Raw genomic sequence first — 13,373 nt, forward strand, 5'->3', positions numbered from 1 at the left:
TGAGGGATCTAGAGATGTCAGTCGCTACCAGTCGCATTGACGATTTGCAGGTGTCGGCCAGCCCGACGCCGGCGGAAACGCTTTACCAGTTCGATGAATCACCGCTGCTGGCCCGCCAGCGCCTGCAGGAGTCCAATGCCCGCAGTTACCCACGGCGTATCCCCCTGGCACTCAAGCGGGCCAAGGGCATTTATGTCGAGGACGTCGAGGGGCGAAGTTTTATCGACTGCCTGGCCGGGGCCGGTACGTTGGCCCTGGGGCATAACCACCCGGTGGTGATCGAGGCGATCCAGCAGGTGCTGCAGGACGAGTTGCCTCTGCATACCCTGGACTTGACCACGCCGGTCAAGGATCAGTTTGTGCAGGATCTGTTCGGCCTGCTGCCTGCGGAGCTGGCGCGGGAGGCGAAGATCCAGTTTTGCGGGCCCACCGGCACCGATGCGGTGGAAGCCGCGCTGAAGCTGGTACGCACCGCCACGGGGCGCAGCACGGTGTTGTCGTTCCAGGGCGGTTATCACGGCATGAGCCAGGGCGCGTTGAGCCTGATGGGCTGTCTGGGGCCGAAAAAGCCATTGGGTGCCTTGCTGGCCAACGGCGTGCAGTTCCTGCCATTCCCCTATGACTACCGGTGCCCGTTCGGCCTGGGTGGGGCAGAGGGGGTCAAGGTCAACCTGCATTACCTGGAAAACCTGCTCAACGACCCGGAGGCCGGCGTATTGCTACCGGCGGCGGTGATCGTCGAAGTGGTGCAGGGCGAGGGCGGCGTGATCCCGGCCGACCTCGACTGGCTGCGCGGCCTGCGGCGGATTACCGAGCAGGCCGGGGTGGCGCTGATCGTGGATGAGATCCAGAGTGGTTTCGGGCGCACCGGCAAGATGTTTGCCTTTGAACATGCCGGCATTGTTCCGGATGTGGTGGTGTTGTCCAAAGCCATTGGCGGCAGCCTGCCGCTGGCGGTGGTGGTCTATCGCGAGTGGCTCGACACCTGGCTGCCGGGCGCCCATGCCGGCACCTTCCGGGGTAATCAGATGGCCATGGCGGCGGGGTCGGCGGTGATGCGCTACCTCAAGCAGCACAACGTGGCCGACCACGCCGCCGCCATGGGTGAGCGCTTGAGTGAACATCTGCGCATCCTGCAGCGGGACTTTCCACAACTGGGGGATATCCGCGGGCGCGGCCTGATGCTGGGCGTGGAACTGGTGAACCCGAGCGGCACGCCGGATGTCCAGGGGCACCCGCCGGTCCATCGACAATTGGCGCCGCTGGTACAGCGCGAGTGCCTCAAGCGCGGGTTGATTCTGGAGCTGGGCGGGCGCCATGGCAGCGTGGTGCGTTTCCTGCCGCCGCTGGTCATCACCGGCGCAGAAATCGACCGCGTGGCAGAGATCTTCGGCCGGGCTTTGGCGGCGGCCGTGGCCAGCCTCTAATTTTCCTGCGCTGCTATACGTTCCTACATACATCAGCCACGCGCAGTGCGTGGCAGCCTTTGAGTGACGGAGAACCGCAATGACCTCAGTATTTGACCGCGAAGACATCCTGTTCCAGGTGGTGGTCAACCATGAAGAACAGTATTCCATCTGGCCCGACTACAAGGCCGTGCCAGAGGGCTGGCGCACCGTGGGTAAAAGCGGGATGAAGAAAGAGTGCCTGGCTTACATCGAAGAAGTCTGGACTGATATGCGCCCGCTGAGCTTGCGCCAGAAGATGGATGCGCAGGTTGTTGCTGGCTGAACACAAGCAAATGTGGGAGCGGGCTTGCCTGCGATGGGCATAGGTAGCTACACAATCTTCTGGGTTTGTGTACATATCCGTTGTTGCGGTTATGGCGGCTATTGGTTCCGCCCTTACGGCGGGTCACTTTTGGAAAAGAGCCCGGAGTGCCGGCCCAGCCAAAAGTAACCAAAAGGGCTCTTACCCCACCACTCGGCACCTCGCCCAGGCTCGGTGTGCCCGCCATCCGACATTGATTTGGGGGGCCGCCGCGATGGGCCATCCATGGCCCAGCGCGGCTAACCCGGCGTCCTGCCGGGTTACCCCCCAAATCAAAATCGGATGACGGCCAGCGTGGTTTAACGGGGCGCCTAAGATCAAAATCACAAGCAAAGCGAGGCGGCCTGACAGCCGACCTGATCGTCGAGGCGTGAGCGTGTACCTGTGGGAGCTGGCTTGCCTGCGATGGCGGTGTACCAGCCAATACATTTATCGACTGATACACCGCCATCGCAGGCAAGCCAGCTCCCACAGGGGAATGCAGCTTCGCACCCCGGCTTTGCTGTTGCTCCGCTTTTGATCTGGCTTTTGATCTTGATCTCAGGCGCCCCGTTAAACCACGATGGCCGCAGGCAGGTATTGCGCAGTGGGCACCCCGGCATGGATGCCGGGGTAGCCGCGACACGGCCATGGATGGCCGATCGCGGCGGGCCCACGGAGCAATGCCTGACTGCGGGCATGCCGAGCCTAGGCGAGGCACCGAGTGGTGGGGCAGGAGCCCTTTTGGTTACTTTTGGCTGGGCCGGCACTCCGGGCTCTTTTCCAAAAGTGACCCGCCGTAAGGGCGGAACCCTAAGTGGCCGTGACCGCAGCAACGGATATGTAAACAAACCCAATAAGCACTAGATAAAAGAGTTGTGTAGATACCTATGCCGCGATGGCTAAGTGTCAGTCGATACATTAGTTGACTGATACACCGCCATCGCGGGCAAGCCCGCTCCCACACAACCCCGCTCCCACATAAGCTCGCACACACACAGGGGTATTGCCTTGCTTTCAGGGCACCAAGGCCTTGATCACCTGATCCACATTCCCTTCCAATTCCGCTACCGGGTCCGCACCGTCAGTACCCAGCACCAGCAACTTCGACCCCCCTGCACTGATAGCCGCTTTCACCGCCTCAGCCGGTTGGCGATGGTGCAGCACTAACGCCACGTCGTTGTCCTTCAGGCTGGTCGTCAGCATTTGTAGCGCCTGCGCAGACCACTCGGCATCCGGCCGCGGATCGGTGCTGACCAACTCCAGATTCAATCCACTTATCAGATAAGCAAAATGATCACTCAGGCTGACCACACTCAGGTTATCGGCCTGGGCCAGGCGGGCTTCGCTGTCGGCAGTCAGCTTGAGCAGGCGTTGCTTGAGGCTGGCCAGGTTGCCGTCGATCTGGGCCTTGGCGCCGGGCGCCAGCCTGCTCAGGTCGGCAGCCATGACATCGGCCATGCGCCCCAGGTTGTTGCTCGACTGCCACGGCTGGCTATTGAGGCCATCCACAGTCCCCGGTTGCAGGGCCACGCCTGGCAGACCGCCGTCTACCGGGCGCGCCGCGTCCACTTCGACGATGCGGATATTGCTGCGCCGGGCCACTGGGTACAGCGGGTCATCCGGCCACAGCGAGCGCAGGCCGATCGCCGCATCGGCGTCCAGCGCCAGGCTATGCAAGGCCGGCGCGCCACGCCCGGTAAAGTACGAGGTCTGGCGCGACCCCGGCAGGTTGGCCGGTGCCGCACGCTCCAGCTTGACCGCAGTGCCCTTGAGCAGGGCGGCGGCCAGGCCGTAGGTCACGGGCAAGGCCGCGAGGACTTTGACCGGTTTGGCGGCGTGGGCGGCGACCGGCAGGGGTTTGGCCGTTTCGGCCGCCAGCAGCGGGGGCTGATCAGGCAGGCGATGGCCAGGGCGAGGGGGCGTAGAACGGGGCGCATTATCCGAGATTCCCTTTCAGGCTGGGGACCGTGCCGCGCGCGATGGCGGCCAGGGCGAAGGCGATGCCGGCGACGAGGATGATCGCGGCACCGGACGGGATAGGCAGGTCGAAGATGATTGGCAACAGAATCCCGCACAGGGTGCTGAGCGTGGCAATCACCACCGAGATCCAGAAGAAGCCCTTGAGTGACTGGCTCAACAGCCGAGCCGCGGCGGCCGGGATCACCAGCAGTGCGCCTACCAGGATCGCACCGATGACCTTGACCGCCGCCACCGTGATCAACGTCACCAGGATCACGAACAGGTAGTCCAGGGTCTTCACCGCCACGCCACGCACGGCAGCCAGTTGCGGGTTGAAGCTGGCGAGCATGATGCGGTTGTACAGCGGCAACGCCAGGGCCATCACCAGTGAGCCGACCACCGCCAGCACCGCCAGGTCATTGCCGTTGACGGTCAGGACCGAACCAAACAGCACGTTTTCCAGGATATGCACGTTGATCTTGCCCGCCAGGATCAGCAACAGGCTCGCGCCCAGGGCCAGGGACACCGAGAGGAACACGCCGATCAGCGTATCGGGGGCCAGGCCGGTGCGGTTGCGCAGGTAATTGAGCAGGATGCCGAACAACAGGCAGTAGCCGAACAGGCTGCCGTAAGGCCCGGTGTAGGGTTCCCCCAGCAGAATGCCCACGGCCACGCCGGTCAGTGCAGCATGGCCGACGGCTTCGGAGAAAAACGCAAAGCGCTTGACCACCACCAGCGTGCCCAGGCCACCGAGTACCGGGCCGATCAACAGGCCGGCGAGCAAGGCATTGACCACAAACCCATAGGCCAGGGCTTCCGGCAAGTAGCCGGAGGAAGCCCAGCCCTGGACCATCAAGCGAAAGGCTTCGTAGCTCATTGGGCTGCGCTCCGTGGGTGAGTGGAAAACAGCGTCAGCAGGCGTTCCGGGGTCAGTGCCTCCTTGGGCGTGGCATCAAACAGCAGGCGGCGGTTCAGGCCGGTGACGCGATCCGCCAGGCGGCCCACGGCCTCCAGGTCGTGTTCGATCCACAGCACGGTAATCCCGGCCTGGCGCCAGTCGCCCAGCAGGCGTTCGAACACCTGGATCCCGGCTTCGTCGAGGGCCGACATCGGTTCATCGAGTACCAGCAGTTGCGGCGCCGGGATCAAACCCTGGGCCAGCAGCACACGCTGGCGCTCGCCGCCGGACAGCGCACCCATGCGGCGCTTGCGCTTGTCTTGCATGCCCACGCGCTCCAGCGCCTCGCCAATCGCCCCGGCGTAATGCCGGGACAAGCCGAGAAACGCCGGGCGCCGCTGGCACATGGCAGCCATGAAGTCGTCGACGGTCATCGGCAGGCCACGGTCGAACTCCAGGGCCTGGGGCACGTAGCCGATGGTGCCGGGAGTGTTCGGCCAGTGCAGGCTCAATTGGCCCTGGTGTGGCGTCTGCCCCAGCAGGGTCTTGATCAGCGAGCTCTTGCCGCCGCCGTTGGGGCCGACCAGGGCGTGGATGCTGCCCGGTTGTACCTGGAAGCTGACGCTATCGAGGATCGCGGTACGGCCCAGGGTCAGCGAGACGTTATCGAACTCAATCGTCGGGCCGATGCTGGCCACATTCAGGTGTTCAGCCGCGGTCATGCCCCCGACTCCTGGATCGCCCGGACCACGGTATTGAGGTTGCCGGTCATTTCTACTTCGTACTTCTCGGCGCTGTATTCACCGTAGGAAATATGCGACAGCGGGTACAGTTTGACCCCCGACTCACGTTGGATGGTATCGACGTAGGAGGACGGGAAATCCATCTCCGAGAAGATCACCTTGACGTCCAGCTCGCGCAGTTGGTCGATGGTTTTCTTCAATTGGCTCGGGCTTGGCTCGATGCCGTGGGCCGGTTCGACTACGGCGGTCACTTCGAGGCCGAACTCGCGCAACAGGTAGTCGTAGGCGGCGTGCACCGTGGCCACCCGCAGATCGGCGTTGGGCGCGCTGGTGAGCTTGGCCAGGGCATCGGCGCGCATCTGGCGCAGGCGCTTGCCATAGGCACGGGCGTTCTGGGTATAGGCCTTGGCGTTGTCCGGGTCGAGCTTGCCCAGTTCCCGGGCGATGTTGTTGACCTGGGCGATGGACGCGCTGATGGACAGGAAGGTGTGCGGGTTGACCACCTTGCCGGCACCACGGGCCGCGTTGCCGGTGGCGGCCAGCAGCGGCACATTGGCGTTGGCCTCGATCACCGGGATGTCCGGACGCTCGCTGGTGGCGATCATGCGGTCGGCAAAATCGTCATGGCCGACGCCATTGAGCACGATCACGTCCAGGGTGCCAATGCGCTTGATGTCTTCGGCGCGCGGTTCGTAGGCATGGGGGTTGAAGCCGGCCGGAATCAGCGGCACCACTTCGGCTTTGTCGCCGACGATATTCGCCACGTAGCTGTAGTAAGGGTGCAGGGTGATACCGATACGCAGGCGCTTGGCCGCCTCGGCATTGGCCAGGGGGCTCAGCAAGACGCTGAACAGGCCCACCAGCAGCAGGCGGAGCAAGGGAGATGACATAGACATGGGTAATCGATCTTCTCTCGGAGACAGCATGAATTCAGTGGCGATGCTGGCGGGTGACGCCAGCGTCGAATTGCGCAACGACCTGCTGCCAGCCAGCGGCGATCAGCCCCTGGTCGCTCAGGTCGGTGGGGGCGGCCAGGTTGGCGCTGCGGTTGAGCCAGATATCCGGCTCGGCGCCGTTGACGCGCATCAGCAGTGAACCGCTGGTGTCGTTGGCCTGGCTCAGGCCCAGGTACGCCGCTGGCGCCAGCAACTGCCAGTGGTGGTCGCCACGGCTGACCGAACTGGCGTCCTGGGCGAAGGGCGCGAAGCCTTCTTCGGCCAGTTGCGCCGGCGTCGGCAGGGTGCTTTGTTCCTGCGCCAGCAACTGGATTTCATCCAGGGTCACCCGCAGGTCGGCATAGATGCCTTGCTCGGCCGCGCTCAGGTCGCGGCGGGCGTCCAACTGGTGGCTGGCCACGGCCTCGACGGCCTGGGTTTCGCCGTGCAGGGACACCACCGTGCCGGCGACGGCCAGGATGATCAGGCACAGCAGCAGGACGTAGAGGGTTTCGTGCCCGGCACCGGCGGGCCGGATTACCTGGGTGCTGCCTGGGTTCATGGGGGTCATGGCGCCTGGATATCCGCTTGGTCGATCTCGACAACGTGGCCGGGACCGGCGTCAAACAGCACATAGAATTCGGCGGCAGGTTTTTTGAAGGTCAACGTCGAGTCGGGCCCCAGCTTGCCGGGCACCAGGATGGTTTCGTCGTAGCCGATCACATCCAGGGTCACGCCGGGCGCGCCGCTGCCGTCGGAAAAACCACCGGTGCACTGGATCTGTTCGCCGGGGATCTCCTTGCATTCGCACATCGGGTTGTGGGCCAGGGCGTAGTTGCTTGCACCCAGGCTGAGGATCAGCACGGCGCAGGCGCGGGTCAGGCGCAGTAAAGTCATGGTTTAACTCCTTGCTTGTTCAACCAGGCGACGGTGGCAGGCGAAGCCTGACTCAAGGGAATGGAGGCCTGCTGCATGCTGCCGTCCCAGCCTTCCATGGTGATCCACAGTTCGGCGTCGGGCGGGGTGCGTTCCGGGATCGGCAGCACAGCGCCCATGCGGTACGGGGTGCCGAAGAAAATCACCCCGGCGGCCCGCAGGCTGCGGGGCTTGCCGATGCGCAGGTAGGTGGCCTTGACCTGGTCGCCACAGGTGGCGCACAGGGCGGCGTTGAAGGATTTCATCGGGCCGGCCGGGTCGGGGCGGGGCGCTTCATTGCGCAACTCGGCGAGGGTAATGCTCCACGGGCCGACCTGCACTTCACCGACCTCGCGCTCGCCCAGGCCGGCGTCGCCGCGAAACAGTGCGACGTCGGCAAAGTACTTGGGCATAAAACCCAGAGGCACCAGCAACAGCAGGATATTGATGTGAAAGCGCCATTTGAGCCAGAAGGCGCGCAGTGGCGAGGGCGCTTGAACGGTGGTGGCCTTGCTCATTATTTGCCCTCCGAGGTTTCAGCCTGCATGGCGCCGATGGGGTTGGCCGGCGCCGTATTGCGCGTGGCCTTGGTGCTGCGCTTGAGCGCGTGCAGCGTGGCCAGGGCCGTGCGCTTGCTCCAGATCAACAGACCGCTGAGGACCATCATGCTCAGCAACAGGCCGAAGAAGAACCAGACCAGCTTGATCCAGATCCCGCCAAAGTCGCCGGTGTGCAGCGGGCGCATGGACTCGGTGACGAACTCCAGGCCCGTGCGGTCGGACAGCAGGTGCGTGGCGGCGATTTCACCGTTGTAGGGGTTGATGTCGGCCGTCTGGAACATCAGCGGGTACCAGCCGCGGCCGCCGATGCTCAAGTGACTGTAGGCATTGCTTGGCAGGCCGACGAAGCTGACGTCGAAGCCGGGGATACGCTGGGTGGCAATGTTGATGGCATCGTCCAGGGCGATCATCGGTGCCGGTACACCGGGGGCCGACAGCGGCACCTTGTCCCGGGAGATCACCGGCACGATCGGCTGGCTGGAGATGGTGATCTGGTTGTCCGCGAGAAGCGCCTGGATCAAGAACCAGGTGCCGGTGATGGAAATCACCGCGATAAACCAGATCGACCAGATGCCGCTCAGGCGGTGGAAGTCGCCCCAGAAAATCCGCGCCCCATGCTTGAAGCGCAGGGTTGGCTTGAAGAACCCTTTCCAGAACCGTTTGTACACCACCAGGCCTGTGACCAGCGAGGCGAGCATCGGCAGCCCGAGGAACGACACCAGGTACCAGCCCCAACTGAAGCCATTGGTAAACGGCACCAGCCACCAGCCATGCAAGGCGCGGGTGAACTGGCGGAAGTTGAACGATGGGCTGATGCCCTGGATGACCCCCGTGTACGGGTTGACGTAGACCGCCACGGAGCGGCCGTCGGGGTAGCTGATGTCGACGTCGAGCGCAAAATGCGATTCGTCCGGACGGACGATGGACTCGACAATGGCCTTTGGCTCGGCCTGCTTGATCGCGGCGAGGATCTGGTCGTAAGTGAGCAGTTCGGCATCGTCCGATGGCTTGCTGGCGCGCATTTCCGGGTTGGCCAGCCAGACGATTTCCTGGCTGACCACCGCCAAGGTCCCGGTGACGCAGACGATCAGTACGAAGAACCAGATGGGCAATGCCAGCCAGCTGTGGACGAGAAACCAGAGTTTGGAGCGTGACTTCTTCGACATGTCTATGGGGGTCTTGATCGGAGGAGGGCAGAAAAGGCCCGGGAAAGGCCGGTCGTAGCTTTTGCTTACGCGACGGGCTGTATCTAAGTTAAGACGGATGAGAATCGCAAAACCCTAAGGCAGAAATGAAAGCAAATGTTTCAGGTGCGCGGGAAACCCCTGTTGGGGCTCATTGCTGTTCAGTTAGTCAGCACAAAAAAGTGTGGCGAGGGGGCTTGCCCGCGTTGGGCTGCGCAGCAGCCCCAAAACCTGGCTACTCGATGTTTCTGCAAGAGTCAGGTGGTCTTGCTGGTCGGGGCAGCTACGCAGCCCCGCGCGGGCTTTAGGGGATCGGGGCTTATGCAAACAGCTCTTTGGCGCGCTTGTGAATCTGTTCCTCGGTCAGCTCTTCTATATGAGTGGCGAGGAACCAGACGTGTCCGAAGGGATCCCTCAACGTGCCGGAGCGGTCGCCGTAGAATTGATCCTTGGGTTCGGAAATAGCCGTGCCGCCTGCCGCGATCGCCTGTTTGTACTGTGCGTCGACGTCCTTCACATACAGATGCAGGCCAACGCTGGTGGGGTGCGCTCCAGGGCTGCCGAAGGCCATTTCATCACAGGGCGAGGCCAGCATAATCGGCGAATCGCCAATGCGCAGTTCGGCATGGCCGACCTTGCCGTCTGGCATGTCCAGGCGCATGAAAACGGTGGCATCGAAGGCTTTTTGGTAGAACTCGATGGCTTCAGCTGCCTTGTCGATGCCCAGGTAGGGCGTGATGCTGTGGTAGCCATCGGGAATGGGTTTAACGCTCATTTCGCTCTCCTTGAGGGGGGGAGGGGCCGGGTCTTCCGGTCTTTTCACTATAGGTCAGGCCATTCGTGGCCTGCGGGCAACCGACGACTGCCCTGTAAAGGTGCATTCAACAGTTTCTCAAACAGAGGCTTGACCTTAACTTAACTAGAGGTTTTACCCTGCGTGGCACCTACAGCTAAAGGGGATTTGTCATGCAAGCTTCAGTGAAAAGTCATGGTTTTACCCAAGTGATCGAGTTTCAGATCGAGCCCCGGCAGCAGTCCGCGCTGGTGTTGGCGCTGTCCGAGCAGAGCGAGCGCCTGGCCCAAGGCCATGAGGGGTTTCTGAGTGCCAGTGTGCTGGTCAGTGATGACGGGCGGCGGGTGCTCAACTACCTGCAATGGCAGGCCCGCGAAGACGGTGCCACGGCGTTCCAGCGGCTGGAGAGCGAGGGCGAGAACTTCTGGGCATTGATTCGTGCCCATCAGGCTACTGCCGTGACCTTCGGTTCATTCCAGGTGCTGCGCAGTATCGAGCGCAGCGCCGACAACGCGTTGGCGTGCAGCCTATATCGATAGATGCAGCATGCGCTCACCTTGCAGGCTTCCCTCTGGGCGGCGCTTGTTGACCGCCAGTTCGCCGATCTTGATCAGGCGCGTACGCGTGATATTGCGGCTCAGGCCCAGCAGGTTGGCGGTGTGTACCTGGTTGTAGTGGCTGAAGCGGTAGGCGGCGCGTAGCAATGCGTCCTCGACTTTCTCATGCAAGGCACCGGCCTGTTCGTCAAACAGTTTCTGGAAGGCACGCTCCAGCAAGGCTTCGGCACTGTGGTCGAGGCTGTGCTGGCTATCATCCTGGCGCTCGATGCGCATGTTCGACAGGCGCAGGTCATCGCGTTCAATCAGGCCATTGCGGCAAATCAGCAAGGTGTGATGAATGACGTTTTCCAGCTCGCGGATATTGCCCGGCCAACTGTAGCCCTTGAGCTTGTGCTCGGCTTCGGGGCTGAGGGTGATGGGGCCGTAGCCCAGGCGCTGGCTGTAGGTGTCGATAAAGTGCCGGGCCAGGGGCAGGATATCGCCGGGGCGTTCGCGCAAGGGGCTCAGTTCCAGGCTGACCACGTCCAGGCGGTAGTACAGGTCTTCACGGAAATGCCCGGCATTGATGGCTTTTTCCAGTTGCACATTGGTCGCCGCCAGCACCCGCACATCAATCGGAATGCTCTTGCGTGAGCCCAGGCGCACCACTTCGCGTTCTTGCAGGACGCGCAGCAGCTTGACCTGGATGGCCATGGGCAGATCACCGATCTCATCGAGGAACAGGGTGCCGCCGTCGGCCTCCTCGAACCAGCCAGCCTTGGCGCCGAGAGCTCCGGTGAACGCGCCTTTTTCATGGCCGAACAACTCCGCTTCCACCAGGGATTCGGAAAACGCCCCACAATTCACCGCCACGAACGGTCGGTTGCGCCTGGCGCTGAGGTTATGGATATGGCGGGCCACCAGCTCTTTGCCGGTGCCGGTTTCGCCGATGATCAGCACGCTGGCTTCGCTGGGCGCCACTTGCTGGATATGCGCGAGCAAGGCCCGGGATTTGGGGTCTTCGAAGACTTGCGCGGTGGCGCGAATCGACGTGGCGAGTGCGGGCGAGGGCGCAAGGGTCAAAAGCTGCATGGGCACCTCAAGGAATAGGACGTGGATGTCGGCAGGGGCTGGCCCAACGCGGTGCGCCACCTCGTACCAGGCCTGCGCCGCTTGCAGGCGTTCAGTGGCGAGGCCGAGCGGCTCGTGGAGGCAGTTGCGACGCTGGGAGTCTGTTATAGAGGGTCTTTTTTATTCCGTAAACAAATGTGTTTATATATTTATAGAACAAAAAGAAATATGAAGGATTGACTGATAGCGACTATCACAGAGGATGATTTTTCCCGATGCAAAGGCGGGAGTAGCCTGTGTCCATTGCCTCAACGCCCAATTCGCAGGACCTTCGTCATGAACCATTCACTTTCTGTTGCCTTGTTGCTGGTCGCCTCTTTTCTTGCTGGTTGTGCGAGCCATCCGGCGCCTGAATTGCGCCCGTACTCCGTCGAGGAGAGCCGGCAATTGGCAATGGAAGGGCTGAACCGGCGGGGTTTGTCGTTTGATGAATATCAACAGAAGAAAACTGAACTCGCAGCCCGGCCACAGGCGCCAATGGGCTTTGATCGCCAGGGTGAAATGAATGCCGAGCGCAACGTCACCCTGCATGACCGTCCGAGCTGAGACAAACTGCGGCGTCCCAGAGCCCGAGGTTCCGTACAGGAACTTCGGGCTTTTTGTTTTCCATCCTTTTCGTCGAGCCTGTTAAGCTCAATTTCAGGAGCGTTCCTACGCACTTTTAAATAAAGTGGTCTTTCTTTAACGGCATCCGATCAGGTTAACCTGACGAACTCTGTACTGGTCGCTGCCCCTGAGACGCTGATCTCGGGAACATGCTCTGCGGGTCTCTAAACGTCATGAATAAACGTCCTCTGTATTTTGACTACGCCGCCACCACCCCGGTGGATGAGCGGGTCATCCAGGTCATGGTCGAGTGCCTGGGTTTCAACGCCAATTTCGGTAACCCTGCGTCCAGCTCCCATGCGTTTGGCCAACAGGCCCGGCACACGGTCGAGCAAGCGCGCCGTCAGGTGGCGGAGTTGGTCGGCGCCCAGGCCGAGCAGATCGTCTGGACCTCGGGTGCTACCGAATCCAACAACCTTGCGCTCAAGGGTGTGACCCAGGCGCGGGGCGTGGCCGGTGGCCATATCATCACCAGTCAGATCGAGCACAAGGCAACGCTGGACGCCGCCCGCCAATTGCAGCAAGCCGGGATTGCCGTGACCTACCTGGTGCCGGATGCCGATGGCCTGATTACCGTCGAGGCGGTCAGCCAGGCGCTGCGCGAAGACACGTTTTTGGTGTCGTTGATGCTGGTCAACAATGAGTTGGGCACGCTCAACGACATCCCGGCCATTGGTGCGCGGGTGCGTGAGCATGGTGCGCTGCTGCATGTGGACGCGGCGCAAGGGGCGGGCAAAGTCGAGATCGACCTGGAGCACTGGCCGGTGGACCTGATGTCGTTTTCGGCGCATAAACTGTATGGCCCCAAAGGCATCGGTGCGCTGTATGTCGGGCCGCGGGCGCAGCAGAACGTCACGGCGCAGATCCACGGCGGTGGTCACGAAGGCGGGCTGCGCTCGGGAACCCTGGCGACTCACCAGATTGCAGGCATGGGCAGTGCCTTCGCGTTGGCCGCGCAATCCTTTGCCGAAGAGTCGGCAGGTATTGTCGCCCTGCGCCAGCGTTTGCTTGAGCAATTGCTGGACATTCCCGGCGTGCGCCTGAACGGCAGCGCCACCCAGCGGATCCCCCACACCTTGAGCCTGACCTTCAGCGAAGGCGAGTTCAATTCGGCGGCCTTGAGCGCCGGGATCGCTTTTTCGGCGACCTCTGCCTGCAATTCAGCCAGCAATGCGCCCTCCCATGTACTGCTTGCCCTGGGGCATGATGCGCGCAGTGCCGGTCGCACCATTCGCTTGAGCCTGGGGCGGTTTACCACCGGGCAGGATATCGATCAGGCGGTGCAATTGATCAAGAACTCGTTGGCCAGCGCACCGGCCTTTTGGGCTGTTTGAAATACATAACAATTATGAGTGCTT

14 protein-coding genes and 1 pseudogene are annotated in these 13,373 nt (G+C 62.3%); 5 read left to right on the top strand and 10 right to left on the bottom strand.

Translation table 11 applies throughout. The features are described 5' to 3' along the window. Nucleotides 1-14: 14 nt before the first annotated feature. Together K1X80_RS10925 and K1X80_RS10930 are read left to right on the top strand one after the other, a co-directional pair. Nucleotides 15-1,427, top strand: a complete 1,413-nt coding sequence (locus K1X80_RS10925) for an aspartate aminotransferase family protein (protein ID WP_220172885.1) — start codon at nt 15-17, stop codon at nt 1,425-1,427. Nucleotides 1,428-1,506: 79 nt separating this feature from the next. Next, on the top strand, nt 1,507-1,731 hold the full coding sequence (locus K1X80_RS10930; RefSeq protein WP_032862749.1) for an MbtH family protein: 225 nt from the start codon (nt 1,507-1,509) through the stop codon (nt 1,729-1,731). A gap of 1,035 nt (nt 1,732-2,766) precedes the next feature. On the opposite strand, the pseudogene K1X80_RS10935 reads toward K1X80_RS10930, so the two are convergent. The 9 genes and pseudogenes from K1X80_RS10935 to K1X80_RS10975 all read right to left on the bottom strand — a co-directional run bounded on the left by K1X80_RS10935 (nt 2,767) and on the right by K1X80_RS10975 (nt 9,721). After that, a pseudogene (locus K1X80_RS10935) lies at nt 2,767-3,689 on the bottom strand (metal ABC transporter solute-binding protein, Zn/Mn family). Further along, nucleotides 3,689-4,588, bottom strand: coding sequence for a metal ABC transporter permease (locus K1X80_RS10940; RefSeq protein ID WP_057441446.1), 900 nt, complete (start codon nt 4,586-4,588; stop codon nt 3,689-3,691). The pseudogene K1X80_RS10935 and the gene K1X80_RS10940 overlap by 1 nt, the downstream one beginning before the upstream one ends. Continuing rightward, complete coding sequence (locus K1X80_RS10945; RefSeq protein ID WP_057441447.1) at nt 4,585-5,331, bottom strand: metal ABC transporter ATP-binding protein; 747 nt, start codon at nt 5,329-5,331, stop codon at nt 4,585-4,587. Before K1X80_RS10945 ends, K1X80_RS10940 begins: the two co-directional genes overlap by 4 nt. Further along, on the bottom strand, nt 5,328-6,248 hold the full coding sequence (locus K1X80_RS10950; RefSeq protein WP_057960209.1) for a metal ABC transporter substrate-binding protein: 921 nt from the start codon (nt 6,246-6,248) through the stop codon (nt 5,328-5,330). The genes K1X80_RS10945 and K1X80_RS10950 overlap by 4 nt, the downstream gene beginning before the upstream one ends. A gap of 34 nt (nt 6,249-6,282) precedes the next feature. Continuing rightward, the gene (locus K1X80_RS10955) at nt 6,283-6,849 is read right to left on the bottom strand and encodes a DUF6162 family protein (RefSeq protein WP_115127880.1); all 567 of its coding nucleotides are present in this window, start codon (nt 6,847-6,849) and stop codon (nt 6,283-6,285) included. Nucleotides 6,850-6,854: 5 nt separating this feature from the next. Continuing rightward, complete coding sequence (locus K1X80_RS10960; RefSeq protein ID WP_057441453.1) at nt 6,855-7,184, bottom strand: hypothetical protein; 330 nt, start codon at nt 7,182-7,184, stop codon at nt 6,855-6,857. Further along, nucleotides 7,181-7,720, bottom strand: coding sequence for a hypothetical protein (locus tag K1X80_RS10965; protein ID WP_057441455.1), 540 nt, complete (start codon nt 7,718-7,720; stop codon nt 7,181-7,183). The genes K1X80_RS10960 and K1X80_RS10965 overlap by 4 nt, the downstream gene beginning before the upstream one ends. Beyond that, complete coding sequence (locus K1X80_RS10970; protein WP_057441456.1) at nt 7,720-8,928, bottom strand: PepSY domain-containing protein; 1,209 nt, start codon at nt 8,926-8,928, stop codon at nt 7,720-7,722. Before K1X80_RS10970 ends, K1X80_RS10965 begins: the two co-directional genes overlap by 1 nt. A gap of 337 nt (nt 8,929-9,265) precedes the next feature. After that, nucleotides 9,266-9,721, bottom strand: coding sequence for a VOC family protein (locus K1X80_RS10975; RefSeq protein WP_057441459.1), 456 nt, complete (start codon nt 9,719-9,721; stop codon nt 9,266-9,268). Between the two features lie 191 nt (nt 9,722-9,912). On the opposite strand from K1X80_RS10975, the gene K1X80_RS10980 reads away from it, so the two are divergent. After that, nucleotides 9,913-10,278, top strand: coding sequence for an antibiotic biosynthesis monooxygenase (locus tag K1X80_RS10980; protein ID WP_169990667.1), 366 nt, complete (start codon nt 9,913-9,915; stop codon nt 10,276-10,278). Here K1X80_RS10980 and K1X80_RS10985 read toward each other — a convergent pair. Next, a complete protein-coding gene (locus K1X80_RS10985; protein ID WP_220172886.1) occupies nt 10,267-11,370 on the bottom strand; it encodes a sigma-54-dependent Fis family transcriptional regulator in 1,104 nt (367 codons plus the stop codon). The two genes, K1X80_RS10980 and K1X80_RS10985, sit on opposite strands and share 12 nt — an antisense overlap. 315 nt (nt 11,371-11,685) lie before the next feature. Between K1X80_RS10985 and K1X80_RS10990 the strand changes: the two genes are divergently transcribed. Further along, a complete protein-coding gene (locus K1X80_RS10990) occupies nt 11,686-11,955 on the top strand; it encodes a hypothetical protein (RefSeq protein WP_115127884.1) in 270 nt (89 codons plus the stop codon). A gap of 233 nt (nt 11,956-12,188) precedes the next feature. Continuing rightward, on the top strand, nt 12,189-13,349 hold the full coding sequence (locus tag K1X80_RS10995; protein WP_169990666.1) for a cysteine desulfurase family protein: 1,161 nt from the start codon (nt 12,189-12,191) through the stop codon (nt 13,347-13,349). Nucleotides 13,350-13,373: the final 24 nt, after the last annotated feature.

Origin of the sequence: Pseudomonas sp. So3.2b, from assembly GCF_019464415.1 — a bacterium.
GTDB lineage: Bacteria > Pseudomonadota > Gammaproteobacteria > Pseudomonadales > Pseudomonadaceae > Aquipseudomonas > Aquipseudomonas shahriarae.